Origin of the sequence: Campylobacter sp. (genome assembly GCF_019423325.1) — a bacterium.
In the GTDB taxonomy this organism is placed as follows: Bacteria; Campylobacterota; Campylobacteria; order Campylobacterales; family Campylobacteraceae; genus Campylobacter_B.
Window position 1 is genome coordinate 948,434 of the sequence record NZ_JAHZBQ010000001.1, and the last position, 19,983, is coordinate 968,416.

Annotated in this window: 16 protein-coding genes; 11 read left to right on the forward strand and 5 right to left on the reverse strand. The window is 46.4% G+C overall.

Annotated elements, in window-relative coordinates; genetic code table 11:
• Positions 1 to 9 precede the first annotated feature (9 nt).
• The 5 genes from QZ367_RS04280 to QZ367_RS04300 form a co-directional block, all read right to left on the reverse strand.
• On the reverse strand, positions 10 to 363 hold the full coding sequence (locus QZ367_RS04280; protein WP_291937884.1) for a hypothetical protein: 354 nt from the start codon (positions 361 to 363) through the stop codon (positions 10 to 12).
• Positions 360 to 1,718, reverse strand: coding sequence for a TolC family protein (locus QZ367_RS04285; RefSeq protein ID WP_291937886.1), 1,359 nt, complete (start codon positions 1,716 to 1,718; stop codon positions 360 to 362). The genes QZ367_RS04280 and QZ367_RS04285 overlap by 4 nt, the downstream gene beginning before the upstream one ends.
• A 13-nt stretch (positions 1,719 to 1,731) precedes the next feature.
• Entirely contained in the window at positions 1,732 to 3,660 is a 1,929-nt protein-coding gene (locus QZ367_RS04290) for a MacB family efflux pump subunit (protein ID WP_291937888.1), read from the reverse strand.
• A gap of 21 nt (positions 3,661 to 3,681) precedes the next feature.
• Positions 3,682 to 4,866 (reverse strand): efflux RND transporter periplasmic adaptor subunit, encoded by a 1,185-nt coding sequence (locus tag QZ367_RS04295; protein WP_291937890.1) that lies wholly within the window; start codon positions 4,864 to 4,866, stop codon positions 3,682 to 3,684.
• Between the two features lie 64 nt (positions 4,867 to 4,930).
• Entirely contained in the window at positions 4,931 to 5,800 is an 870-nt protein-coding gene (locus QZ367_RS04300; protein WP_291937892.1) for an EamA family transporter, read from the reverse strand.
• A gap of 151 nt (positions 5,801 to 5,951) precedes the next feature.
• On the opposite strand from QZ367_RS04300, the gene glmU reads away from it, so the two are divergent.
• The 11 genes from glmU (at position 5,952) to QZ367_RS04355 (ending at position 19,924) form a co-directional block, all read left to right on the forward strand.
• The gene (gene glmU, locus QZ367_RS04305; protein ID WP_291937894.1) at positions 5,952 to 7,253 is read left to right on the forward strand and encodes a bifunctional UDP-N-acetylglucosamine diphosphorylase/glucosamine-1-phosphate N-acetyltransferase GlmU; all 1,302 of its coding nucleotides are present in this window, start codon (positions 5,952 to 5,954) and stop codon (positions 7,251 to 7,253) included.
• Complete coding sequence (gene coaBC, locus QZ367_RS04310) at positions 7,246 to 8,427, forward strand: bifunctional phosphopantothenoylcysteine decarboxylase/phosphopantothenate--cysteine ligase CoaBC (protein ID WP_291937896.1); 1,182 nt, start codon at positions 7,246 to 7,248, stop codon at positions 8,425 to 8,427. Before glmU ends, coaBC begins: the two co-directional genes overlap by 8 nt.
• A 3-nt stretch (positions 8,428 to 8,430) precedes the next feature.
• Positions 8,431 to 9,108: a polyprenyl diphosphate synthase gene (gene uppS, locus QZ367_RS04315; protein WP_291937898.1), complete on the forward strand. Its 678-nt coding sequence runs from the start codon at positions 8,431 to 8,433 to the stop codon at positions 9,106 to 9,108.
• A gap of 280 nt (positions 9,109 to 9,388) precedes the next feature.
• Complete coding sequence (locus QZ367_RS04320; RefSeq protein ID WP_291937900.1) at positions 9,389 to 9,814, forward strand: hypothetical protein; 426 nt, start codon at positions 9,389 to 9,391, stop codon at positions 9,812 to 9,814.
• A gap of 66 nt (positions 9,815 to 9,880) precedes the next feature.
• Positions 9,881 to 10,636: a prepilin peptidase gene (locus tag QZ367_RS04325; RefSeq protein ID WP_291937902.1), complete on the forward strand. Its 756-nt coding sequence runs from the start codon at positions 9,881 to 9,883 to the stop codon at positions 10,634 to 10,636.
• On the forward strand, positions 10,629 to 11,660 hold the full coding sequence (locus tag QZ367_RS04330; RefSeq protein WP_177387932.1) for an LptF/LptG family permease: 1,032 nt from the start codon (positions 10,629 to 10,631) through the stop codon (positions 11,658 to 11,660). Before QZ367_RS04325 ends, QZ367_RS04330 begins: the two co-directional genes overlap by 8 nt.
• 553 nt (positions 11,661 to 12,213) lie before the next feature.
• Positions 12,214 to 12,969, forward strand: coding sequence for a tRNA pseudouridine(38-40) synthase TruA (gene truA, locus QZ367_RS04335; protein ID WP_291938152.1), 756 nt, complete (start codon positions 12,214 to 12,216; stop codon positions 12,967 to 12,969).
• 233 nt (positions 12,970 to 13,202) lie between these two features.
• Positions 13,203 to 14,144: a TAXI family TRAP transporter solute-binding subunit gene (locus QZ367_RS04340; RefSeq protein ID WP_291937906.1), complete on the forward strand. Its 942-nt coding sequence runs from the start codon at positions 13,203 to 13,205 to the stop codon at positions 14,142 to 14,144.
• An 8-nt stretch (positions 14,145 to 14,152) separates the two neighbouring features.
• Entirely contained in the window at positions 14,153 to 16,234 is a 2,082-nt protein-coding gene (locus tag QZ367_RS04345) for a TRAP transporter permease (protein ID WP_291937908.1), read from the forward strand.
• A 676-nt stretch (positions 16,235 to 16,910) separates the two neighbouring features.
• Positions 16,911 to 19,034 (forward strand): TonB-dependent receptor, encoded by a 2,124-nt coding sequence (locus tag QZ367_RS04350; protein ID WP_291937910.1) that lies wholly within the window; start codon positions 16,911 to 16,913, stop codon positions 19,032 to 19,034.
• Positions 19,028 to 19,924: an alpha/beta hydrolase-fold protein gene (locus tag QZ367_RS04355; RefSeq protein ID WP_291937912.1), complete on the forward strand. Its 897-nt coding sequence runs from the start codon at positions 19,028 to 19,030 to the stop codon at positions 19,922 to 19,924. The genes QZ367_RS04350 and QZ367_RS04355 overlap by 7 nt, the downstream gene beginning before the upstream one ends.
• Positions 19,925 to 19,983: the final 59 nt, after the last annotated feature.

A 19,983-nucleotide genomic window follows, 5' to 3' on the forward strand; every position in this document is an offset into this window, starting at 1 on the left:
AAAGCAGCCCTAGCGCCGATAAGCGTCGCCTTGCAGCTTTTTACGGCGCAATTTTAAGTCCTTCTCATTTTTATTGTTTCGCTCTTTGATATCTTGCATCGGCTGTTTTTTCATCGAAAAATCATCGTGGTCGCCTACGCCTTTTGATTCACGTTGCAAATTATTTTGCAGGCTTTGCCTATCTAGTTCATTTTTTTGACGATTTAGCAGAATTTCACTATGGTTTTTCTCAAATTCTGATTGTTTATCGTTCGCAACGTAAGCGCTGGCACCAAAGCTTACTGAGTCATCTTGTGCGCTTAGTGCCGTGGAATCAGCAAATATTGCGCCGCAAAGCAGCCAAAATATCAAAGCCTTTTTCATTTGCGTTTAAATTTGCCTGCCATTGCGCGATAGATCGCTGCCTCGTTTTGAAGCGTCAAATATCTTTGATTTAGCTCGTTTATCTTGGCATTTACGGCGTCGGTGCGGGCTTCTAGCATATCCTTCAGCTCACTTGAGCCAGCTTCGTATTTCGCGGCGTAAAGATCGGCAATGCGCGCCTTTTCATCGTAAGCAGCGCTTAAATTTTTAAGGCTAGCCAGATTGATCTGGTAAATTCTATATAAATTTAGCACCTCATTCGTAGCGTTAGAGAGCGTCTGTTCGTAATTTACGACGTTTTTGCGAAAAGCGATCTCCGAAATTTTAAGGCGGTTTTCAACCCTCGCATAATCCAAAAACGGCAAACTTATGCTTACGTTGCCGCTTAAAAAATTTAGCTTGAAGCTATCGTTAGCGCTCACGCCTTGCCCGTTAGTAAGCCCTGCGCCTAAATTTACGCTAGGAAAGAAATTTAACTTAGCGGTCTGTTCGTCGTAAAAGCTGGAATTTAGCCTAGCGATCGCAGCTCTAATGTCGGGGCGATTAGCAAGCGCCGTGTAAGGCACATTTAGATCAACGCCTTGGAATTCTATGGAATTTATCGAATCGGTGTTATCATCAAATTGCAAGCTGGAGGAGATAAGATTTCTCATATATTTATGATTATCCTCGATATTTTTTTGAATGCTTAAGACCTTGTTTTCAAGCCCTAGGATAGAATTTTGAATCTGCCTATAATCAAGCTGTTCGGACTTGCCGTAATCGTATTTTGCCTTGATTATTTTTTCGATCTCTCGGTAATCGCTTAAATTCTGTTTTGTCCATTTTAGCGAATCGTTTAAATAAAGCATCTCGAAGTAGCCGCTTACGACGGAATTTATAAGAGTCAGGCGAGTATTTTCAAGGTCAAACTCACTGGCTTTGGCGTTCCAGCCCTCGGCATTTACCGCCGAGCGGATCTTGCCGAAAAGATCAAGCTCATAGCTTACGTTAAAGCCCGAGCTATAGGTTTTGTTCCAATTCGAGCCGGTGCTTATGTCGCGATTAGCGCCCGCACTCCACGAGCTACTTAGCGTAGGAAAAAGATCAGCCCTGCTTAGCCCTAAATTTGCATAAGCACTCTCAACGTTTAAAGCCGCTGTTTTTAGATCATAGTTATTCGCAAGAGCTTGATCTACAAGCTTATTTAGGTATGATTCGCCATATTTTTTATACCACAGCGTATCGATTTCGTAGCTTGCGTTTTCATCTTTGAAATTCTCTACGGGTTTATACTCGACCTCGCTTTGATTCGAGGCGCAGCCACCGATAAAGACGGCCAAAACGCCGCTTAAAATTACTTTGGAATTTATCATTTTCTCTCCTTGATTATTCTTGTGCTAAAGCATCTATCGGATTTAATCTGCTGGCGTTTCTTGCCGGCAGATAGCCGAAAACTATACCGATCGCGGACGACGCCGCAAAGGCGATCACGAAAGGCGCGGTAGTAAATTTCATCGCAAAATCCGGGCTTATGGTATTAAATGCAAATCCAAGCGCCAAAGCGATTAAAATTCCTAAAGCTCCACCGAGCGAGCAAAGCAAGATCGCCTCTATCAAAAACTGCTGCAAGATGTTGGATTGCTTCGCGCCGATCGCCATCCTAATGCCGATTTCGCGCGTGCGCTCGGTAACGCTTACGAGCATGATATTCATCACGCCGATGCCGCCGACGACGAGTGAGATCACCGCAATCGATGAGATCAGAATCGTCATCGTGCCGGTAGTGCTTTGTATTGTTTGTTTGATAGTATCTGCGTTCATCGTATGAAAATCCCGCGAGCCGTGTCTTTGAATAAGTAGCTGAGTTAGGCTCTCTTCGGCCACTTGAGTATTGACATCGTCTTTTATTTTGATGGTGATAGAGCTGATTTTTCGATTGCCCGTGATTTTATTCATCACGGTTGAGTACGGCGCGTAAATTCTTAAATTTTCGTTGCTTCCGAAGGCGTTTTTATCCTTACCCGAAACCCCTATGATCTTAAGCGGCTTACCCGAAAATAAAATCGTCTTTCCGATAGGATCGGAATTTTTAAAAAATGTTTTTTTAGTGTTTGGATCGATAATCGCGACAGAGGCAGAATTTTTAATATCATCGTCGCTAAAATTTCTACCATCTTCTATATCTATGCCATTAACCGCCAAAGAATTCACGCCGCCGCCGCGCAGTTGAGCCTTGGAGCTTAAATTAGCATATGTTGCCGTACCGCTTGCAGAAGCATTTGGTGTGGCATAATCGACGTAGGGCTGGCGCGCCAAAACTTTAGAATCGCTTATCGTAAGGGTGCTCACGAAGCCCGCACGCACGTCACCGAAATTTTTACCGGGAAAGATATCGATCGTATTGGTGCCAATTTTACGGATCTCGGATAAAATTTTCTCCTCCGAACCCTTACCGAGAGCTACTACGCAGATAACAGACGCAATGCCGATGATGATACCAAGCATCGTCAAAATCGATCTTAGTTTATGCGAAAATATCGCGCTAATCGACATTTTAAAGCTCTCGATGAGCTGATCTTTGCAAAATATAAAGGAATTTTTCGTTTTGATCTGCTCTTTTTTGCGCTCAAAAACCCGCTCAGCCTTTCTTTTATCGCTTAAAATTCTACCGTCTTTGATCTCGATGATACGATCCGCAAATTCCGCAATATGCGCATCGTGCGTAACTATGATGATAGTGTGACCCTCTTTGTGCAACGCCGTTAAAATTTGCATCACCGTCTCGCCGCTTTTGCTATCAAGCGCGCCGGTAGGCTCGTCTGCCAAAATCACTTCGCCGCCGTTTATCAGAGCGCGGGCAATACTTACGCGCTGCTGCTGCCCGCCGCTAAGTTTGCTCGGTAAATTTTTAGTGCGATCGCCAAGCTCCAGCTTATTCAAAAGCTCCACCGCTCGTTTCGTCCGTTCGCTCGCCCCTACGCCTGCATACACCGCAGGCAGCGAGACATTTGCGGTCGCATCCATCGTGGCGATGAGATTATATTTTTGAAAGACAAAGCCGAATTTTTTGCTTCTAAGCGCCGCAAGCTCGTCGCCGCTTAAATTCGCGGTCTCGTGACCTTCGATCTTATAGCTTCCGCTGCTTGGCGTATCGATGCAGCCGATTATATTCATCAGCGTGGATTTTCCGCTTCCGGATTGTCCGATTATCGATATAAACTCGCCCGCTTCGATATTTAAACTTACGTCTTTTAGGACGTGGATTTCGTTATCGCCGAGAATGAATTTTTTGTTTATATCTTTAAGCTTTAGCATCTTTACACCATAAAATTTTAACTAAAACACCATTGGAGGCCCGTCCATATTTAACGGTGCGGCTTTTCCATCGGCGATAAGCACCTCATCTTTTTCATCAAGGCCGCTTAAAATTTCAGTATTCAAATCGTCGCTGACGCCCGTTTTTACGTATCGCTGCTCAGGCTCTTTGCCGTTAAGCACCGTGACATAATCGCCTTTCGCGTCGCGCTTGATAACCGAGGTAGGTAGGTAGCTCGTATTGTTCGCTTCGCTTACGATTATGTTGTTTTCGGTCGTCATTCCGATCTTTAAAAAATCATTTTCGTTGTCCACGAGCATCTTTGCATAAAAATAGATCGCGCTGTCGCTGCTACTCGAAGAATAGGACGATCCGCTAGAGGTTTTATCGTAAGTCCCGTCGCTAAGCGTGGTAAGACCGGGATCGATCTTGTAAATTTTTGCCTTTTTGATATTATCCAGATCCGATAGTATGGAGTATTCTACGTCCATTCCGATCTTTACTTTGGATATATCGCCCTCTGCGATTTGCATCTTGATCTCCATCTTGCTTAGATCGGCGATCTTTACGATCGTAGGCGTAGTTTGGTTGGAATTTACCGTTTTGCCCTCCTCTACCGGCATGGAAACGATCGTACCGCTTATCGGAGCCGTGATCTTGGTGTAGCCGAAATTCGTCTCCGCGGTGCTTAGCTGAAGTTTGGTCTGCTCGATCTGCGCCTCGATCTGCTTCTGCTCGGCTTCCTTTAAAGCGGCGCTATTTTTAGCATTTTCCACCGCCTCTTTGGAAGCGGCGTTTCTTTTATACAACTCAAGCTCGCGGTTATACTGCGTTTTGGCGTTTGCCGCGGCGATCTTTGCCGAAGCCAAATTTGCCTCGTGGATCAGAAGCTGTGCCTTTTGCTGCGCGATCTCGTTTTCTTGAGTGACCGAGTCGATCTGTGCGATCATATCGCCTTTTTGAACCTTATCGCCCACTTTGACGTAGAGCTTTTTGATCTGACCGCTTACCTGCGCGCCCACGTCGACCAAATCCCTGGCATAAACCTCGCCTGCAGCCGTCACCGTGCCTCTAATATCGCCCTTTTCAAGCCTTGTGGTGAGAGCCTTCGGCGTCTCTTCTTGCTTAAAAAATTTACCGTATAAAAAATATATCGCAATAAAAATAAGTACGATAGAAACGATAAATTTCAAGGTTTTTTTCATTTTGCCAACTTCAAATAAAATAAGGGCTAATTCTAATGTAAAAATATAAAATTTTAGTTAAATACTAAATTCTTTGCTCGCGTAGGGCGTAAAATTTCATAATCTTTTTATGCAAAATTAGCGAAACGTAGATCAGCGCCGAGCCCGCAAGTAGGCGCGCCAGATCGGCGTCTTTTTGCCAAAATACCAAATTTACGACGATCGCTGCAGGGATGAGCGCGTTATTCATAATCGCAAGCACGCCGCTATCGACTTCGCACGCGCCTTTGTTCCACAAAAAATACCCCAGAGCGCTTGCAACAGTTCCTAGATACACGATCACCGCGCCTTGCGAGAAACTAGGATTAAATTTAGAAAAATCCCCGAGCACGATCGCAGCAATCGCCGTAACCGCGGTAGCCCCCACAAAAAAGTAGCCGAAAAGCTCCTTCTGTTCGCTAAAGCCGTGGCGCTCCAGCATAAATTTATACGCGCTCTGTCCGAGTCCGAAGCATAAATTTGCGCCCTGCACGAGCAAGAAGCCCGTCAAAAACTCAGAATTTATCGCGCCGAATTTAATCACCAAAGCCCCAAGCACCGCGACTGCGACGCTGAAAAGATATAGCGCGCGAAATCTAAGCTTAAGCGCGTCGTAAAGCAGCGTCACGTAAAACGGAGTAAATATTGTAAAAAGCGCCACTTCATAGACCTTCAAATACGCAAAGCTGCGGTAGTAAAAGATATACATCACGCCGATCTGTACTGCGCCAACGGCGCAAATTTTAAGCGCCAGAGCGGGATTTACGCCGCGAAATTTCATAAACGGCAAAAAACAAATTAGCGCCAATGATACGCGCGAAAACGCCAAATACGCGCTGTCTATGCCGCGCAAAAACTCGCCTATCAGCGAGAAACTAAAAGCCCAAATACAAGTAACCAAAATCAGTTTTTTCAAAACATCCGCCTAAGCTTTAAAATTTAGGCGGAATTTTATAAAATTTTAGTTGAATTTGGGATTTAAATTTCGTCCGCGCGGCATAAATTTAGGTTTTTATTTATTTTAAATGTGTTAAAATTATTCGATTTTTTGAAATTTAAGGGTAAAAATGAACGACGTTTCGGTTATAGTTCTTGCCGCAGGACTCGGCACTCGGATGAAGTCGCAAAAAGCCAAGGTTCTTTTCGAGCTTTGCGGCGAGCCGATGATAATCCACATCCTAAAGAAAGCTTACGAAATTTCAAACGACGTGAGCGTGATTTTACACTACCAATTCGACGAGGTTAAAAGCGCGGTTCTAGCGCACTTTCCAAATGCTAAAATCTACAAACAAGACCACGAGCATTTCCCTGGCACTGCGGGCGGACTAAAAGAGGTCGAAATCAGCGGAGCCAAAACGCTCATAATCTGCGGCGATATGCCTTTGGTAAAAAGCGCCGAGCTTCGCAAACTCTGCGAGGGAAACGCGGAAGTAAATCTAAGCGTTTTTAGCGCACGCGATCCTTTCGGATACGGCCGCGTAATCACCCGCGGCGGCGAAATTTTAAAGATCGTCGAGCAAAAGGATGCAAGCGAAGAGGAAAAGGCGGTAAAAGACGCAAACGCCGGCTGCTACTGCTTCAAAAGCGAGGCATTGAAACAAATTCTGCCGCAGATCAAACCAGATAACGCGCAAAAAGAATACTACCTCACAGACGCGATTAAAATCGCCAAAGATATGGGCCTAAAATGCGCCGCCGTGTGGGTGGATGAACAAAGCTTCATGGGCATAAACGATAAGCTCGCCCTTAGCATCGCCGAAAATTTAATGCAAAACGAGATCAAAGAAAATTTGATGAAACAAGGCGTTTTAATGCGCCTACCGCAAAGCATCTACATCGATAGCAGGGCGAAATTTATCGGCGAATGCGAGTTGCAAGAAAACGTAAGCATCATCGGTCCTTGCGTGATCGAAAGCTCGCTCATTAAAAGCGGCTGCGTCATCGAAGATAGCGTCGTAAAAAACTCCGACATCGGCCCGATGGCACATCTGCGCCCAAAATGCGAAGTTATAGGTACCCATATCGGAAATTTCGTCGAGCTTAAAAACGCGAAAGTAAACAAGATCAAGGCGGGGCATTTAAGCTACCTCGGAGATTGCGAGATCGATGAGGGTAGCAATATCGGCTGCGGCACGATTACGTGCAACTACGACGGCAAGAAAAAATACAAAACGATAATCGGTAAAAATGTCTTTATCGGCTCGGACACGCAGCTAGTAGCGCCCGTGCAGGTGGCCGACGACGTTATAATCGCCGCGGGCACGACGGTTACGAGCGACGTTCCGAGCGGCGCGCTGGCGATCAGCCGAAGCAAACAAATCAACAAAGATGGGTTTTTCCATAAATTTTTTAGGAGCGAAGATGAGTAAGAAAAAGGTTTTACTCGCGGTTTGCGGGAGTATCAGTTTTTACAAAGCGTTTGAAATTTTATCTGCTCTGAAAAAGTCGAATTTCGACGTCTATGTCGCGCTTAGCGACGGCGTGCAGGAGTTTGTCAGCTACAAAGCTTTCGAGGCGCTGTGCGATCACCCCGTGCTTTGCAAAGCCAACGAAAACTGGCAGGCTGGCATCAACCACATCGCTTATTCCAAGGTGGATTTAGTTTTGATAGCACCTGCGACAGCAAATACGATAAACAAGCTCGCTTGGGGCGTCTGCGACAACGTATTTTTAGAGGTGTTAAACGCGGCCTTCGCCCATGCCAAGGTGGTTATCGCACCAGCCGCAAATCCAGCGCTACTTGAAAACAACATCACAAAAAACTGCATCGATATGCTAAAAGCAAGCGTCAATGCGTATTTTGTGGATCCGATAGAAAAAACTCTAGCTTGCGGCGATACCGGTAAGGGCGGATTAGCGAGCACCGAGGCGATCATGCAGACGCTAAAGCGCGCGCTTTATAACGATAAATTTTGGGAAGACAAAACCGTCATCATCACCGGAGGCGCGACGATTGAAAAGATCGACAGCGTGCGCGGCATTACGAATTTTTCCAGCGGCAAAACCTCCAAAGCGATTGCCGACGCGCTGTTTTATCTGGGCGCGGACGTGACGCTGATCTCTAGCAACGAATATGAAAATTTACCGTATAAACTCGTTAAATTTGAAAGCACCATCGGACTAAAATCGGCGCTTGACAGCACAAAATTCCCCGACGGCGCGTATTTGATAATGGCCGCTGCGGTAAGCGATTATTCGCCGAAAGTTCGCTATAAAGACAAGGTGAAAAAAGCGGAGATCGGCGAAATTTGGAATTTACGCCTGGGCGAAAATGAGGATATCTTAAGCTCTGTGCGCGGAAATATCAAAAAAGTGGGCTTTAAACTCGAAACAGACCGCGAAAACGCCGTCGGCGAGGCCAAACGCATGCTTAATGAAAAGCATCTCGACGCCGTGTGCCTAAACGTGCTCGACGACATTATCAAGCTCGGCGGCGACGTCCTTAAGGTCACCTTCATCACAAAAAACGATCAGGTCGTAATCGACACCGCGCCGAAGGACGAAGTCGCCCTAAAAATCGCGGCTGAGCTGAAAAAAATCTGATCCGTGAATAGCCTAAATCATCTAGCCCTTGTGATGGACGGCAACGGGCGCTGGGCGAAAAAGCGCGGTCTGCTGCGCACCGGCGGACACGAAGCGGGCGCGGAAGTCGTGGAGCAGATCTGCGAGTTTTGTATTGATGAAGGCATCGCAAACCTCACGCTCTACGCCTTTAGCACCGAAAATTGGAAGCGCCCGAAAAGCGAAGTGGAATTTTTGATGAAACTGCTTCAAAAATTCCTAATTTCACGCCGCGAAAAATTTATCCAAAATGGAATAAAATTCTATCCTATCGGCGACATATCGGCTTTTAGCGGCGATCTGCAAAGCGAGATCGAATATCTTTCAAATTTAACGCAAAACGGACGAGCGCTAAATTTTAACTTGGCGATCAACTACGGCTCGCGCGACGAGATCGTGCGAGCGTGCGAGCGGCTGCTTGCAAGCGGCGAGCGACTAAGCGAAGCGGGCATCGGCGCGTATCTGGATACCGCGCACAGCGGCGACGTGGATCTGCTGGTGCGCACGGGCGGCGAGCAGCGGCTGTCGAATTTCTTACTCTGGCAGGCAAGCTACGCCGAGCTTGCGTTTACGCCGACGCTGTGGCCGGATTTCACGCGCGAGGAGCTTGCGCACATAGTGGATGATTTCCGCCGCAAACAGCGCCGCTTCGGCGGTCTTTGAGCTGCGGCGCAGTCGCTCTAACGGTCGCTTTAAATTTTAAAATTTTAATTCGCAGGCATGCGATACCTTGAAATTTTAAAATTTCAGGATTTTAATTTACGGCGTCGTAAAATTTAAAATTTTAATTACGTAGGCGCGCAGCGCTATAAAATTTTAAAATTTCGCGCCGCTTAAATTTAAAGCTCTAGCGCGAGCCGTATTGCGCGGCGCGGTAAATTTAAACGCGACAGGAATTTTAAAATCACGCCGCCCGTTAACGCTAAAACCGACAAGGAAGGCCATGAGCTACTACATACAATGTGGTTGCGGCAAAAAGCTTACGAAAAAGCCGATGAAAACTCTAATATGCCCAAGATGCGGCAGCGTGTATAAAAAACCAAAGAAATTTATACTGGCGGTCTACATTTGCCTGCTGCTGTTTTTTATGCTAGCATTTGCTTTCATCCCCGATAAAATGGGGATTTTGGCATCCGCAGGCAGCGGGATAGGCGCATATATCATGTTTTTATGGATCGTAGATACTTTGAACTTCGATCTTTTAGACGCCGTGATACTGGTGGCGGGATTTTTGATTTTCGGCGAATTATATGGGGTATGGGGCGAGCCGCTAATCGCCGGGCTCATAGCCATTTTATTTTGCGTAGGCGCGGCGGCGATTTTCGTAAAATTTTTCCCTTACGAGAGGCAAAAAATCAATGAAAACTAAGAAATTTCTCGCTACCATAGAGCGTTTGATTAAATTTTAAAAAGTTAAAAGCTCTAAAGGAAAAAGATGGATTTAAATATCGTTTACGGCGTGATTTTTGCGGTATTCGGCACCTGCGTAGGCTCGTTTTGCAACGTCCTGATCTACCGCCTGCCGCGCGGACAGAGCGTAAATTTCCCCGCATCGCACTGCCCAAAATGCTCTCACGCTTTAAAATTTTACCACAACATCCCGCTGCTTTCGTGGCTCTTTTTGGGCGGCAAATGCGCCTTTTGCAAAACCAAAATTTCGATCCGCTACCCGATCGTCGAGCTTTTAGGCGGCGCGCTTGCGCTTGCGGCGTATTTCGGCGAGCCCGATCTTGCAAAAGCCGCGGTGCTCGGACTTTGCTTTATCTTGCTTATGGCGCTTTCGGCGATCGATTTTGAGTATAAAGCCGTACCAGAGAGTCTTCTTTACGTAGTTACGGCGCTCTCGCTTGCTTATACGCTGATGTATGATTTTGATCTTAGCGGCGTGGGCGCGGCGGCGGGATACGCGGCGATATTTTTCGTGCTGCGTCTCATCGTCACCTTAGTGCTAAAGCGCGAAGCGATGGGAAGCGCGGATATTTTTATCGCGGGCGTTATGGGGGCGATTTTGGGCTGGAAGCTGGGCGGCATCTCGATCTACATCGGCGCGATTTTGACGCTGCCTGCGTATCTCATCGCGCACAAAAAGGGCTACGAGCTGCCGTTCGTGCCGTTTTTATCGATGGGGTTGCTTCTTACCTTTATATTCAAAGATCAAATTTTAAGGCTCTTGGACGTCATTTATGGATAGGGTGCAGCGCTATTTATTTAGCAATTTCGTTAGCTCGTTCGCGTCGCTTTTCAGCACGCTTTTTATCATAATGTCGATCGTATTTTTCCTTCAGATCGCGCGCATTACGTCGTTTATCGAGATAAATTTTTCAGAGCTAGTCAAGCTCTATCTTTTCATGCTGCCGCGTATACTCATATTTACGGTGCCGATCGCGTTTTTCGTAGCGCTTAGCATCTCCCTTTTTAGGCTATCTAAAGAGAACGAAACCATCGTAATATTTACCATCGGCTACGCCACGCGCAAGATCGCGCTGTTTTTCGGCATAAGCGCCGCGCTGTGTTCTTTAGCGCTACTTTTCGTATCGCTTTTTATGATGCCGATAGCCGAAAATTTAAAGGACAATTTCATCGATTACAAAAAAATTAGCGCGACGCTAAATATCAAATCCAACGAATTCGGGCAGAAATTCTCCGACTGGCTCGTTTTTATCGACTCGCAGGAAAACAACGGCACAAGCACGCTGTATAAGGATCTCGTGCTGTATAATCCGGGTAACTCGCAGGATCACGAGCGGATGATCGTAGCGCGTAGCGGCGAGTTTAAAAACGAAAACGCGAGCTTTTCTGCGATGCTACACGACGGCAAAATTTACACGATGGGCGGCGAGCAGTGGCACGTAAGCGAGTTTGAAAGCCTAACCCTGCGCACGCAAAGCGACCGCAATATCCGCGGCGGAGGCGGCGTGATCGGATACTGGAGCGATATGAGCGGCAGCGAGAAGCGCAGGAAAGAATTTAGCATCTACACCCTCGTCTCGCTCTTTCCGCTGGCGAGCTTCCTGTTTGCGCTAAGCCTCGGCATCGTGACCTATCGCTACGAAAAGGGCTTCGTTTACGCGGGGATCTTCGGCGTGCTTTTTAGCTACTTCGCGATGATTATGCTGCTCTCTAAATACCCGAGCATCGCGCTTCCGGTGACATTCGGCGTTACGCTTATCGGCTCGCTGCTATACTACAGGATCAAAATTGCCCCGAGATACTGAAAAAGACTCCGAGCTTTGCGGCGGCGAAATTTTAAACGAAAGCTCGTCCGCTCGAAATTTAGCGGATAAAATTTCGGCGAGCGAGCCTAGCGCGTCTGAAATTTTGCGCGGCGTAAATTTAAAACGCAAAGCGCAAAACGGCGAGCAAGTCTTCATTTCAAAAGATGAGCTTTCAAATTTTAAAAATTCTGCTCTCGCAAGCTCGGCGAGCGATACGGCTACCCATGCTGCGCCTACTTGTGGTTTGAATCACGAAAGCGCCGAGCAAAGCTCTAGCGCCGTTTGCGCCAAAAAGACTACGCGCGCGGCAAATTTAAATTCCGCCCGTAAAAATTCCGCCGCTTCCGATATTTGCGCGACAAGCATAGAAGAGATTTGCACAAGTCCCGCAGACGCCCGTGCCGCAAACTCTCTCAAAGCAGATGCCGCCTACAAAGCGGGTATTTCCGCAAACACCCTCGCAAGCGCGTCCGAACTCAAAAATATTATTGAAAGCGCGCCTGCAAGCGACTTTGTAGCGAATGAACTTGCGCACATCGGCAAAATAAGCACCCTGCCAAATACTCCTGCAGATGCGTGTACCTTTGCAGCGAGCGCAAACTCCGAGCGCGTAAAGCTCAAGCTCGTCTATTCCTATGACGGCTCGAAATTTAGCGGCTCGCAGTCTCAGCCTCACGGGTGCGGCGTCGAGGACGTGCTGCGCGCGGCTTTGGGGCGAGTGGGGATCTTTGCGCCGCTCATTAGCAGCTCGCGCACCGATAAAGGGGTGCACGCGCTGCGCCAGGTAAGCTGCGTCGAATGCACCGTGCATTGGGAGCTACCGCGCCTAAAAGAGCTCATCAACCGCCACTGCGCGCCCTATATTTTTGTACGTCACATCAGCCCGGTGCCGCGCGATTTTCATCCGCGTTACGACGCCGTAGCGCGCTGCTATCGCTACGTTTTAAACCACGGACGTCCAAGCCCCTTTCTTAGCGATTTTTGCGTGTTTTATCCGCGCGTGGATCTTGCCGCGCTCAATGCTGCGCTTGCAAATTTTGTCGGCGAGCACGATTTTAGCGAGTTTATGAAAAGCGGCAGCGACATAAAAAGCCCGGTACGCGAGCTCTACATCGCGCGCGCCTACTCTTTTAGAAATTTGACTTTGATAAATTTTAAAGCCAACGGATTTTTGCGAGCGCAGGTGCGGCTGATGGTCGCAAACGCGCTAAAATCCGTGCAGAGCGGGCGCAAGATCAGCTTCTCGCGGGCGCTTAGCAGAATCCCCTTTCCGCCGAACGGGCTGTATCTTAGCGGCGTGAGTTATTAAGGCTTGAAATTTATAGCGTTAAATTTTATCCACGGGCGTTTGGATTTCAAGCTTAGAATTTTATCGCGGTAAAATTCCGCATATCAGAGCAGATCGCCACCCTACTTTGATATTAAATCACCTGCACCACGATGTGTAAAATCGTAAATTTGCGCGAAATTCGATCTATTTTTATTAGAATTTTATAGAAATTTAGCAATACTTTCAAACTTTTAACTCAAAAAGGAGCAAAGATGAAAAAATTTTCTGTTGCTTTGGCCGGTTTGGCCTTACTAGCTAGCGTTTCAGGCGCTAAGGAGTTCATCAATATCGGCACTGGCGGTATGACCGGCACCTATTATCCGGTAGGCGGCGCGATTTGCCGCTTGGTAAATATGGATAAAAATATGAAATGCTCCGTGCAATCGACGGGCGGCTCGACGTATAACGTCAATAACGTGCTTAAAAAAGAGCTAAATTTCGGCTTCGTTCAAAGCGACGTCGTCTATGATAAATACAACGGTACGGGCAAATTTCAAGGCGCGGCGGATAAGAATTTACGCTCCGTAATTTCGATCTATCCGGAGCTTTTGGCTTTCGTCGTCTCTAAAGAGAGCGGTATCAAAGCCTACGGCGACGCTGCGGGCAAAAAGATTAATATCGGAAACCCTGGTAGCGGCAACGAGCTAACCAGCACGATAGTTTTTGAAAACTACGACTTCGATCTTAAAAAGCTCGCCCAGCACGGTGTCTTAACCGCGCAAGAATGCCCTATGGCGCTAAAAGATAAGAAGATCGATGGATACTTCTACGTCGTAGGACATCCGACCGCAAATATCACTGATGCGGCGACTTCGCTTCCTATCGACTTAGTTAGCATCGACGATGAGCATATTAAAAAAATTCTAGAAAAATATCCATATTTTGCCAAAGGCGTGATACCTGCAAAAATGTATGACGGGGTAGATCACGATACGCAGACTATCGGCGTAAAGGCTGTACTCGTAACTGACGCTAGCCAAAGCGACGAAGCGGTTAGAGCGGTAGTTAAGGCGATACTTGATAATTTCGACGAGTATAAAAAACTACACCCTGCGTTAAATTTGGTAAGCAAAGAATCTCTTTTAGAGGGGCTTAGTGCGCCGCTTCATCCTGCGGCAGAGGCGGTGTATAAAGAAGCCGGGCTGCTGAAATAGGCTAGTTGATGGAGAAATCTACACAAAACGACGAGCAGGTTTTAGAGGTAAAAAGTAGAGAATTTACCTCTAAAAAGCTCTTCTGGCTCGTGACGCTGGTCTGCTTCGCGTGGTCGGTCTTTCAGCTTTACATCGCGTATTTTACGCTAAATACGAATATTGCGCGCTCAATCCACTTGGCGTTCGCTGTTTTTATAATTTTTTCGCTTTTTCCATTTCGCCCGCGTTCCAAGGCGCATTTTTACATCCCGTTTTACGATTATATTTTATTAATCGTCGGAGTCGCCGCAATCTTGTATCCTGCGATAGAATTTAACGGGCTAGCGCAGCGCCCGGGAAATTATCTAACCAGAGATATCGTAGCAGCCTTTATCGGAATTTTCATACTCTTTGAAGCAGGTCGTCGTATGATGGGACCAGCGCTTGGCATTATCGCTTTTACCTTTCTTCTGTATTGCTACTTCGGTCCTTATATGCCCGATATCATCGCGCATCGCGGCGCAAGCTTTGAACTGCTTGCAGGGCATATGTTTTTAACGACAGAGGGCGTATTCGGCGTGCCGGTAGGGGTCAGCACCAGCTTCATTTATCTGTTCGTGCTATTCGGTGCGCTTTTGGAGCGAGCCGGAGCGGGGCAGTATTTTATAAACGTAGCGTTTGCGATTTTAGGTCGCTTCCGCGGAGGACCCGCCAAGGCTAGCGTAATCGCTAGCGGACTAACCGGCATGGTAAGCGGCAGCTCAACCGCAAACGTCGTGACAGTGGGCACCTTTACGATCCCTCTAATGAAAAAAGCGGGGCTTACCGCCACTAAGGCGGGCGCTATCGAGGTCGCTGCGGGCGTAAACGGGCAGCTTATGCCGCCTATCATGGGCGCTGCGGCATTTATCATCGCGGAATTTTTAGGTATGAGCTACACCAACGTAATGATCGCGGCGGTGATCCCCGCTTTCGTCTGCTACGCGGGGTTATTTTTCATCGTGCATCTTGAAAGCTGCAAGCTAGGGCTTCGCGGCAGCCGCGATTACGCCAAGGTTTCAAAGCTAAAAATTATATTTAGCGGCATTCATTACATAATACCGATTTTGGTGCTTCTTTTTACTCTATTGATTCTGAAAAAAAGCGCGATCTCTGCGGCGTTTAACTCGATCTGCGTGCTATTTTTGATAATGATCGTCCAAGAACCCGCTAAAAAAACGATATTCGGCGAAAAGGTCGGCAAGTCCGATTTTATCGTAGGTTTCGTAGATATCTTTTGGGCTATGGTGGGTGCTGCTAAAAACATGGTCACGGTAGCCGTTGCCACCGCACTAGCGGGCATCATCATCGGCTCGATCTCGCTTACCGGGCTGGGGCAGGTTCTTTCAGAGCTCGTAGAAGCGGTTGCGGGAAATAGCATAGTTCTGATACTTCTGATGACTGCGATAATGAGCCTTATTTTGGGCATGGGACTTCCTACTACGGCGAATTATATCGTCGTTTCAAGCTTAATCGCACCTGTAATTTTGATACTAGCGGGCAAAAATGGCTTTTTGATCCCTGCGATCGCAGTGCATCTTTTTGTCTTTTATTTTGGAATTTTAGCCGATGATACCCCACCCGTAGGTATTGCCGCATACGCTGCGGCGGGTATCGCAAAGGCAAATCCGGTGACCGTGGGGCTTCAGGGCTTCGTGTATGATCTGCGCACCGCGGTACTTCCGTTTGCGTTCTTTTTCAACAACAAGCTGCTTTTGATCCAAAGCATCGGCGATCCGATGGATTCAAAGAGCATCGTTTGGATCAGCGATCCACTGCAAATCGTGCTGATTTTTGCCACGGCGATCGTGGGTATGTTTGCTTTCAGCTCCTCACTTCAGGGCTGGTTCGTAACTAAATGTAACCCGATAGAGCGCCTGCTATTGCTGCTAGTAACGCCGCTAATGCTGGTGCCTAATATCTGCGCGAAATTTATAGAGTTTATCCCAAGCGAATACGCAAGTTATAGCATCGGCGCTGCGATCTACGCGCTGATATTTGCAAAGCAGTGGCTTTTAAGGCCCAAAGACTCTAGCGATACTCACGCCGAAAATAACGTGCCTGCGGCGTAAAATCAAATTTGATCCCACTAAATTTTAAGATAACTTTGTGGGGTCCTATTAAATTTATCTTCTTGCTTTGTATTCTTGCGCCAGGATTTTAAATTTAAATTGCTTTTTTACTTCTAAAGTTAAAACCTCGGCAGATTATGCCGTGCTGATAAAACTATTTTAAAATTAAATCCGCCTATATAAACTACTCAAAATTTTAAATTGCGCCGAAGCGATTATACCCCTTAGTAATATAAATTTATTCATACGAAGTTACCGTGTTAAAACTATCGTGTACTAAATCCATGCTTGTCTATATGATTATCGCAAGCCGCAGGATGCACGAAATCAATAGAGTAAAGCTGTTTTCGCGCTGCCGCTTGTAATGCCTTCGATGGTTTAAATATACATGTCCACAAAAGCGAAAATGATTCTTAAAGCAGATAAAATCAAAAACTGTGCAAAATTTCTCCAAAACAACTTAATGATTAAGGATTAGCGTTACAAAATTTTACTTATTTAGAGCGACTCCTTGATTATATGTTGTACTTTATTTAAAATAATTTTTATAAAAATATCGATGGAATGGGGAATTATTAGTCAAATTTAATTCTATAAAAATACTTTAATAATTAATATTAAATTTATCCGCTTTGAGTTATAATCCGCGATTAAATTTCAAAATAGAGGAACAGAAATGCGAAAAGATATGTATTTTAAAAAGGCGAAATTTATCGCATTATCTATATGCGCGAGCGTTTCGATTTTATGCGGCATGGAAGGCTCGCGCCTAAGCAGTGACGCAAATAGCACGAATCTTGGCGAGATCGTAGTAAGCGCGAGCGGCTTTCGCCAAGATATCAGGCAGGCGCCGGCCTCCATCTCCACCTTGGATAATAAAGAGATATCAAGCGGCAGATTCACTTCGCTACACGATATTGCGAATAGAATGCCTGGCGTCAGCGTTATTGCAGGCGATGACGGCCCGGCAAGCGGGATATCCATCAGAGGAATGGAAAGCTCTCAAACCCTTGTGCTTATCGACGGCAAACGTGTAAGTTCCGCGGCGGCGAACCCAAAAGGCGGGGCGGGCGATATGAACTCAAATTTTATCCCGCCCGCAGGAGCGATAGAGCGTATCGAAGTGATTAGAGGACCGATGAGCTCGCTTTACGGAAGCGATGCGGTAGGCGGCGTGATAAATATCATTACGAAAAAGAATTTTTCTAAATTTAGCGGAAGTGCTGCTATATCTACAACTATCCAAGATCACGAAGGTATCGGAAACGGCAAGATGGGCGAAGCCTACGTCAATATTCCCTTCGGGCAGTATGCGGCGCTTCAGCTGTGGGGATATAAGAAACTGCGCGACGAGGATGGCTATAAGGGAGGCTATCAGAAGAGTGATAAATCGGATTCTAACGCCAAACTTTGGCTAACGCCGGATGAAAATAATAAATTTTACTTTCAAACCGGAAGACAAAATCATGATTATTCAAGGACTCTTGGTAAAACTGCCGTTTATCCCAACGCGCGCGGATTAAATCACTATAAATATAAAAGAGAAAATCACGGCGTCGGATATTTGGGTGAGTTTGAGAGCTTAAGTGCTGATATAAGTTATTTTTGGGATAAGACTCGGCGTACGAGCATTTTTGATAGCCTTTCTCCCGCAATCGTAAAAAATAGAAATTTTAATTCCAAATTTACGACTTATCTCGGTATAAATACGCTTACCTTCGGCTATGATTTTAGCAAACAGGATGTGCGAACGACTTTTATCGTTTCAAACGCGAGCAGGCAAAATTTGCGCTCTCCGCAGCGATTTTCTATGAACGAGCATGCGGGATTTTTAGAGGACGAGATTGAAATTTTGGAAAATACGCTATTTTTAACGCTCGGCGGTAGGCTCACGCACAACGAATACTTCGGCAACCACTTTTCACCCAGAGCCTACGCGACGTTTAATATAGGCGATACTTGGACGATCAAAGGCGGCGTCGCAACCGGTTATAAAACTCCCGACGTCAATCAAATTTCGCCGGAAGTAGGCACGATTCAGGGCGGTTGGAGGATTATAGATTTCGGTAACAAGGATTTAAAGCCCGAGAAAAGCACGACCTACGAGATCGGGCTTTATTACGATAATGCAGACGATCTGCGCGGCAATATCACGCTATTTAAAAACGACTTCAAAGATAAAATTTTAGATACCGATGGCAGCAATATCAATAGGATTCCCGCCTACGGAGGCTGCGCCGGCGCACCGAGCGTTAATTGCCCGGGTTGGGGAACGTATTTTAATATAGAAGGAGCCGAGGTTTACGGCGTTGAGCTGAGCGGTGATTACGATATTACTAAGAGGTTAAATTTCAAGGCGAACTACACCTATAGCCACTCCGAGATCGAAACCGGGGATCCTACGATCTATACGCCAAACGGCGCCGTTAAATTTAGCCAAACCAATCTTAGTAGGCTGGATGGCAAATCCCTGACCGCTACTCCGAAGCATGCCGCACATGCGACGCTTAGCTATAGGCCGATCGCTCCGCTTTCTACCTTCGTAGGCGTAAATTACGAAAGCGAGCTTACAAGCGTACAATTCGGTCCGGGCAATAGAGTCAGCAAAAACGACAAAAAGCTTTTTACTACGGATTTGGGCGCACAATACGATTTAAACGATAATCTGAGCCTAAATTTAACCGCCTACAATATCTTTGATAACGTCCGATACGACGAGGGTCTCGCGGACGACGGCAATTACTATTGGTATCCCGAGGAGGGCAGGAGGTTTTGGTTTAAGGTAAACGCTAAATGGTAAGCCTGAAGAGCTTTCTTGCGGTATTTAACGCGCTCTTTTTAGCGTGCTTATTCGCTTGCGATCTGGGGGCAAAACCGCTGCAAAAGATCGAGCGGATAAGCGAGGCTGCACGCGAGATATTTAGCGTGAGCGATTTTATTTTAAAAAGCAAGAGCGGCGAAAAATATAAAATTTTTATAGCTCGCCAAAAAAATGTCGCTCGCTACGATAGGGTAGTTTTTATGGTTGATGCGAACGCACAAGTTGCTATGCTTTTAAACTCTTATGCGAAAATTTATGCGAATGGCGCAAAGCAAAACGCAAAAGCGGTGCCGAAATTAAGCAAAACCGTCCTTATAGTAGGCATCGGATACGACAGCCCGTTAGCGTATGATACTAAGCGTCGCACGAGAGATTTAACGCCCGCGGCGAGCGGCGAAGAATATGCAAACGGCGGCGGCGCGGGAGAATTTTACGATTTCGTAAAAGATGAACTATTTCCGCTCGTGGAGAAAAAATACTCTACGGCAAAAAGCGATAAAATTTACTTCGGACATTCTTTTGGCGGGCTATTCGGGATTTATGCTTTGCTGCGCGACGATGGGATTTTCGACGAGTTTTTTATCGCCTCGCCTTCGTTATGGTGGGGTGAATCACAACTGATCAGAGATGCCCTAGACGAAGGAAAGCTTAGATCAAATTTAAAAGCGAAATTCATAATGCTCGTTGCCGGCTCGAGTGAAATGCGTAAAGGGAAAACCGATAAAGCGGGAATTTTAAAAGTAGCCGATCTAGCTGAAATTTTAAAAACAAAGGGGCTTTCTTGCGAGTTTAGGCTCTACGAAGGCGCTTCGCACGGCGAAGTAATCCCATTGGCTTTGCAAGATTTAGCGCTATTTACGCAAAGATAATCTTCTATTTAGCCGGTAAAGCCTTGATCTAAACCCAGCTCGTTTATATTTGCAAGCGC